This is a genomic window from Caballeronia sp., assembly GCF_049581465.1.
Classification (GTDB): domain Bacteria; phylum Pseudomonadota; class Gammaproteobacteria; order Burkholderiales; family Burkholderiaceae; genus Caballeronia.
The window spans coordinates 1-6,483 of the sequence record NZ_JBAUSA010000022.1 but is presented as its reverse complement, the minus strand read 5'-3'; the positions used below and the strand labels follow the sequence as shown (position 1 = coordinate 6,483).

Below are 6,483 nucleotides of genomic sequence, written 5' to 3'. Positions count from 1 at the left end.
CGATCTCGGTCATATGACGCAGCTCTGGGGTAGCGAGGCGACGGTCAAAGCCTTGCTCGATGCATTCGTCTCATCGTTTCGAGACGATCTCGTGACGCTCAGGTCCCTGCTCGACAATGGAACGATCAAGCAGTTTCGAGAGTGGCATCACCGCGTGATCGGGGCTGCGAGCGTGCTGCAATATAAGCCGCTGCAGATGGCCCTCGAAGGGTTTCGTCGCGATCTTCTCAACCACGCCGACGCACGTCGCCATGACGACGGCGTTGCATTGATCGAACGTTGCGAGGTATTGCTGGAGCGGATCGAATCGCAATGCTCCCTGATGGCGTAGCCCGGGCAATGTGTCGACGTTGAAACGTGGCTTCGACCTTGTTAGAAAAGCGCGACTGCCGCGCTGTCCTTCCTGAAGTGCGCCAGCGCGAAATCGACGAACGAGCGCGTTTTCGCCGACACATGTCGCCGTCCAGGGTACACGAGCGACACTTCCTTATCCGCATCTTTGACGGCGTAATCGGCGAATAGACGCACGAGCGCGCCCGACGCCATGTCGTCGGCCACATGGCTTTCCGGCAATGCGGTGATCCCCATGCCTGACAACGCAGCCTGGCGCAGCATCTGCGAATTGTTGACCGTATAAGCGGGATCGAGGGTGATGTCTTCGTCGTCTCCCGACGGACCCGTGAACGACCATATGGAACCGTGAATATCGGTCGATGGTGCGAGGAAGTGGTGCGCGGCAAGATCGATTGGCCGTAGCGGTTCGCCGTATTTCAGGAGATACGACGGCGACGCGACCACGACCGGGGTGAGCCTGAACAAAGGCCGGTTGATCAGCGTGCCGCTATTGACGAGGCGCGGCACGACGATGCCGACGTCGAACCCTTCGTCGACCAGATCGACCGGCCTATGCAGCAGTGTCAGGCGCAGCTTGACGTTGGGAAAGGCATCGCGGTAGTCGCACAGCAAAGGCGTCAATCCAAACAATGAAAAGGATGCCGAAGCAACGACCTTGAGTGTGCCTGAAGGGTCGAAGGAGGTTTGCGCGACGGTCGATTCGATAGCCTCGATCTGGTCGATCACCGCGCGGCAACCATCGGCATAGGAGCTCCCCGCTTCGGTTAGCGAAACACTGCGCGTAGTGCGGTTGAGCAGACGCGTATTGAGGTGCGCCTCGAGCAGCGCGACATAGCGCGTGATGACCGCATTCGACAGATCGAGTGCCGCGGCTGCGCGTCCGAACGAACCCGTTTCCGCGACTTTCACGAAAACGCGCATGGCTTGCAGATGATTCATTGACCGACCCATGCTCAAAGATAAGCCCGTGTGAAGCCTCGGGCTGAAAGGGCGCAAGTGACAAGAGCCATAGGGCGTTGTCCACTCGCGTGCGCGACTCTATTGCGCAGAGACGATTGGTTAAATAGGAATAGGACGAAAGGATCGAGGTGTAGTGCGATTGCTACTGTCGCAAGTCTGCAACGCGCTTAACTAATTAGGGGTGCATAGGGTAATTTGAGATAGCGCGTATGCCTGATGGGCAAAGCGTTTCAGAGCGACGAGCGAGCATTTTTCGACTTATTCGAAAAGGCTTTTGTGTCACATCGGATGGTTTGCTCAAAAGACTGCGCCCTAAACTTTGCCTACCGAATCACGGTGTCCGGTGCACGACCGGAGACGAGATGCCTCAACGCATGACAACGAGGTTTCCCGCCATGCAACCAGTCGAGTCGCGAGACTCATTAAAGGGATCACACACATGAAAAAGACTCTGATTGTCGCGGCTGTCGCTGCTTCGTTTGCAACCGCCGCAAGTGCGCAAAGTAGTGTCACACTGTATGGCCTTATCGACGCAGGCTTTACCTATGTGAACAACGAGGTGAACGCAAACACGGCTAAGGGAAGCGCTGCTGCATTCCGGCTGTCGAGCGGCAATATCAATGGCAGCCGTTGGGGCCTGAAGGGCGCGGAAGATCTCGGCGGCGGCATGAAGGCAATCTTCACGTTGGAAAGCGGGTTCAGCATGGGCGACGGCAGCTCGCAACAAGGCGGTAAAGAATTCGGCCGCCAGGCATTCGCGGGTATCAGCTCGGCGAACATGGGCACCGTGACGCTCGGTCGCCAATATGACTCCGTGGTCGACTATCTTGGCCCGCTTACCGCGAACGGCAGCTGGGGCGGCACGTACTTCGCGCACCCGTTCGACAACGACAACACGGACAACTCGTTCCGCGTCAACAACTCGGTCAAGTATCAAAGCGCCAACTACTCCGGCTTCTCGTTCGGCGGCTTGTATGGTTTCTCGAACCAAGCTGGCGGATTCGCCAACAACCGCGCTTATAGCGCTGGCGCGAACTATGCGAATGGTCCGTTCACGGTCTCCGCTGCGTACTTGCAGACGCAAAATACGAACAGCGGCAACACGGGTGGCGCGATCACTGACGGCTTGCAAGTTCCCAGCCAGACGCAGCGTACATTCGGCGTTGGCGCAAATTATTCGTTCGGCCCGGCCACGTTGGGTGCTGTGTGGACGCAAAGCCGCTTCCAGTTCATAGCTGGCGATTCCACGCTGCGCTACAACAACTATGAGGTGAACGCGCACTACGCCCTGACTCCGGCGCTGGCACTTGGCGCTGCTTACACGTACACGGACCGCAAGGGTATGGTCCCGGGCAGTTACAACAACGACCATGCGCGCTACCACCAAGTTGGCTTGCAGACGGATTACTTCTTGTCAAAGCGTACCGATCTCTATGCTGAAGGCGTTGTACAGCTGACGGACGGCGATACGGCATCGCAAGTTTATGGCACGAATGCGCGCTCGGCACATGGCAATCAAGTGGTTGTGTCCACCGGCATTCGCCACCGCTTCTAATCGTATTGAGGGTTTGACGTTGTAACGAAAAGGCGCCGCAAGGCGCCTTTTCGCTTTGAGGCTCAAGGTCATTGTCTCTTCGAGTTGGCGTGTGGGCGACCATCTTCAAATACACTACTATTGCCCGGCGATGAGCGCTCGTGCCGCTTGCCCAGAGTTCGCCCGGTTCATCCAATAATCAAGCCTTCAAGGAGACCAGAGATGTCGGAAACATTCGTGTCGCGTGCCGGATTGATGGGTTTGGCGTTGGTGGCGTCCATAGCCTGCCTCGTCGCGAATTCGGCCTACGCGGATACGGTTGCGCTGCAGGCGAATTTACAGCCGTCCAGCGAAGTTCCGCCGCGCGTCAGCAAGGGCCACGGAATCTTGATCGCCACGTTCGATACCACCCGTAAAACGCTGCAATGGACCATCACCTACGGCGACTTGTCCGGTGCGCCCACCATGGCGCATTTCCACGGACCAGCGCCGGTTGGCCAGAATGCCAAGGTGCAAGTGGCTATCGACAAGGCCGCGCTCGCCAGTCCGATAAAAGGCGAGGCGAAGCTCACCGACGAGCAGGCCAACGAACTGATGGGCGGTCAATACTATTTCAACATTCATACCGAGCAGAACCCCACCGGCGAAATTCGCGGTCAGGTTATGCCGGCGAACTGACCGGACTAAAGCCGCTATGGCGTAAGCCGTAGCGGCTAACGCGGGTTCCCGAGCGAACGTACTCGTACTATAGGTACTCCACGCGTTCATTTTTAGCCGGAGTGGGCATGAGTTGGCAAAGCGCGTTTGCGTGCTGGTATCTGCAACGTAGGATTCGACCCGAGACGGCCACGGGGAGTATTGACGTCGCTCGCGCTCGGGCCTTTACGTCCAAACGCGTCTGGTCTCCAAAAGTGCCGCGGGGCTGGCAACTCGAGGAGCGATACGGCGTTGACGACGCCCCCTTGCGCGGTGAATGGCTTTCACCCGATACGCTGTCCGAGATGACCATCCTTTATCTGCATGGCGGCGGCTACTATTTCTGTTCCTCCCGAAGCCATCGTGGCCTGGTCTTCGCGTTCGCCCAACGTGCAGGCGCTCGCGTGTTCTCGCTTGAGTATCGGTTGGCGCCGGAACATCCGTTCCCTGCCGCGCTGGACGACGCGCTGGCTGCGTATCGGAAGTTGGTGACTGACGGTGTGTCGCCTCAGTCGATCGTGATCGCTGGCGATTCAGCGGGCGGTGGTCTTGCGCTTGCCACGCTTCTCGCGTTGCGCGATGCCGGCGATCCGCTTCCCGCGGGCGGCGTGATGTTTTCGCCGTGGACGGATCTGGCATCGACCGGCGCGTCGATGGTGACGAACAACGGGCGCGATCCCATGTTCTTCGGCCCTGTGTTTATCCCAGTTGCGAAGCTTTATCTCGGCACTACGGACGCGCGCAATCCGCTTGTGTCGCCGGTCTTCGGGCAGTTTCACGACTTGCCGCCGCTCTTCATTCAAGCGGGCGACACGGAAGTGCTGCTCGACGATGCCACGCGCGTCGCGGAAAAGGCGCGTCTAGCCGGAGTCAGTGTGGAGTGCAAGATATGGCCAGCGATGCCGCACGTGTTCCAGATGTACGCGCCGTTCGTACCGGAGGCGAACCGGTCGCTGGACGAAGCGGCCGCGTTCGTGCGAAAGGTTACCGCGCTCAAGCGGACCGAAGTTTCGCTGGCTTAACCGCAGCCTTGCGTCGCTTCGCGTCACCCCGCGCCACCTCGCCTCGCCGCTCGGCCGTTTCGGCAGTGGATATGCGGCGGGTCATCGCCCGCTTGAAATGTCGATGGTCTGAAATGCCCGTTCCACCGCCAATTGCCCATATTGCCGTTCCAGTCGACGCACTGTGAAATGCCCATGCGCCATCTGCTGGAAATGATCGATAAAAACCGTATTCACCATCGCGCCGAGCACCGCGCCGATAGCCGGGATCGACTTCGCGGCGACCTGCTCGCTGACCTGGACGGAAAAACGCGACGCCACCGTGTGCAGGAATTTGACCAGCGCGGTCGAGCCGTGCCCGGTCAGGCCCTTGGTCGCGATCTCGGCCGTTGCCTTCGATACCGACTGTGCCAACGTCCCGCGCACGATGAAGTAGCCGAATTCGGCGCTATCGTCGGCGGTAGAGGGGCCACCCATACCCAGCACCATCATGCATTGCAACTGCGTCTCGAGCAGATGCACGTCTTCGCCCTCGCTGCGCGCAATGTCGCAGATCGAGCGGAACATCAGCGTTGTCGTGACGGGCAATTCGATCGGCAATGCAAATAGCCCGAATGCGCCGCCCGCCGCGCCGGTGGTGGCGACCGCCAGCTTGTGCATCAGGTTATGCGGGCGTTCGGGCGGCAACACGACGCCCTCGATCGTGCTTTTACCCAGGGTACGCAACGCCAATTGCAGGCATTTCTTGAGCGCGGCCTGCGTGGCATCGTCGACCTTTTCCTGCGCGATATTCGGCATCCGGCTCATCAATTTTTCGATGGGCGAGCCCACGACGCTCGCCAGTTTCATCGTGAGCGACGGGCTTTCCAACGCTTCCTTCGCTCGGCGTAACGTAGCGAGATCGTCTTGTGACAGGGGCGAGGCGGCGATCGGTGTCGGTTCCATAGGGTTTTTCAAAAGGGTTGAGCCAAGCGTTTTTCGTCTGCATTAGAGCAAACCGCCGTGCTATGATTCCCGATCCATTGACAAGTCAATCATTGCGGTATCAAAAAATGGCCGTTCATACTGCCGAGCATCACTCTGCGGGACAAGTTCTCCCGTTTCGCGAATCGCTCATGGCGATGCTGGGAATCTGCTTCGTGACCATGCTGGTCGCACTCGATCAAACCGTCGTCGGCACGGCGTTGCCTACCATCGTCGCCGAGTTGAGGGGCTTTGACCTCTACGCGTGGGTCGCGACTTCCTATTTGCTCGCCTCCGTCATCACTGTGCCGATCTTCGGTCGCCTCGGCGACTACTACGGGCGCAAGCCGTTCGTGATCGCATCGATCGTCGTTTTCACCGTGGCGTCCGCGCTTTGCGGCCTCGCTAACAGCATGATGTTCCTCGTGCTCGCGCGAGGCCTGCAAGGCATCGGCGGCGGCATGCTGGTCGGGACGGCGTTCGCGTGTATTGCGGACCTGTTCCCCGATTCCGTCGTGCGCCTTCGATGGCAAGTCATGATGAGTTCGGCATTTGGCATCGCGAACGCCGTAGGGCCTTCGCTGGGTGGAATTCTGACGCAATACTATGGCTGGCGCTCCGTGTTCTACGTGAACCTGCCGGTCGGCTTGCTATCCGTGTTCTTCGTGTGGCGCTTCCTGCCACATCTTCGCCACATCAAGCACGAAGGCAAGATGCGTTTGGACTGGCAAGGCGCGGGCCTGATCGCGATTGCGCTCGGTTCGCTGCAATTGTTTGTCGAAATGTTGCCCAAACATGGGTTGTCCGGCGGCTCGCTCGTGCTGCTCGCCGTCAGCGTGGCTTCGGCTGTGATGCTGTGGAAATGGGAAAGGCAATGCGAATACGCCATTCTTCCGATCGATATGTTTCGCAACAAGAGTCTCGCGACGCTGTTTACGCTGTCGATACTCGGCGGCTTATCCATTTTTTCGCTGC

Annotated in this window: 6 protein-coding genes and 1 pseudogene; 5 read left to right on the top strand and 2 right to left on the bottom strand. The window is 59.0% G+C overall.

Going from position 1 to position 6,483, the window contains the following annotated elements; translation table 11 throughout:
* Positions 1 to 331 (top strand): annotated as a pseudogene (locus WCA53_RS00535) (hybrid sensor histidine kinase/response regulator); the annotation flags it as partial.
* 41 nt (positions 332 to 372) lie between these two features.
* On the opposite strand, the gene WCA53_RS00530 reads toward WCA53_RS00535, so the two are convergent.
* Positions 373 to 1,293: a LysR family transcriptional regulator gene (locus tag WCA53_RS00530; RefSeq protein WP_423904136.1), complete on the bottom strand. Its 921-nt coding sequence runs from the start codon at positions 1,291 to 1,293 to the stop codon at positions 373 to 375.
* Between the two features lie 460 nt (positions 1,294 to 1,753).
* Here WCA53_RS00530 and WCA53_RS00525 point away from each other — a divergent pair, with 460 nt between their 5' ends.
* From WCA53_RS00525 to WCA53_RS00515, 3 genes are all read left to right on the top strand, one after another.
* Entirely contained in the window at positions 1,754 to 2,869 is a 1,116-nt protein-coding gene (locus WCA53_RS00525) for a porin (RefSeq protein ID WP_423904131.1), read from the top strand.
* Positions 2,870 to 3,103: 234 nt separating this feature from the next.
* Positions 3,104 to 3,526: a CHRD domain-containing protein gene (locus tag WCA53_RS00520; RefSeq protein ID WP_423904139.1), complete on the top strand. Its 423-nt coding sequence runs from the start codon at positions 3,104 to 3,106 to the stop codon at positions 3,524 to 3,526.
* 107 nt (positions 3,527 to 3,633) lie between these two features.
* Positions 3,634 to 4,566 (top strand): alpha/beta hydrolase, encoded by a 933-nt coding sequence (locus WCA53_RS00515; protein ID WP_423904128.1) that lies wholly within the window; start codon positions 3,634 to 3,636, stop codon positions 4,564 to 4,566.
* A gap of 81 nt (positions 4,567 to 4,647) precedes the next feature.
* Here the strand turns inward: WCA53_RS00515 and WCA53_RS00510 are convergent, their stop codons facing one another.
* The gene (locus WCA53_RS00510) at positions 4,648 to 5,490 is read right to left on the bottom strand and encodes an EcsC family protein (RefSeq protein ID WP_423904126.1); all 843 of its coding nucleotides are present in this window, start codon (positions 5,488 to 5,490) and stop codon (positions 4,648 to 4,650) included.
* 107 nt (positions 5,491 to 5,597) lie between these two features.
* On the opposite strand from WCA53_RS00510, the gene WCA53_RS00505 reads away from it, so the two are divergent.
* The coding region (locus WCA53_RS00505; protein WP_423904123.1) for an MFS transporter at positions 5,598 to 6,483 on the top strand (886 nt) is incomplete at its 3' end.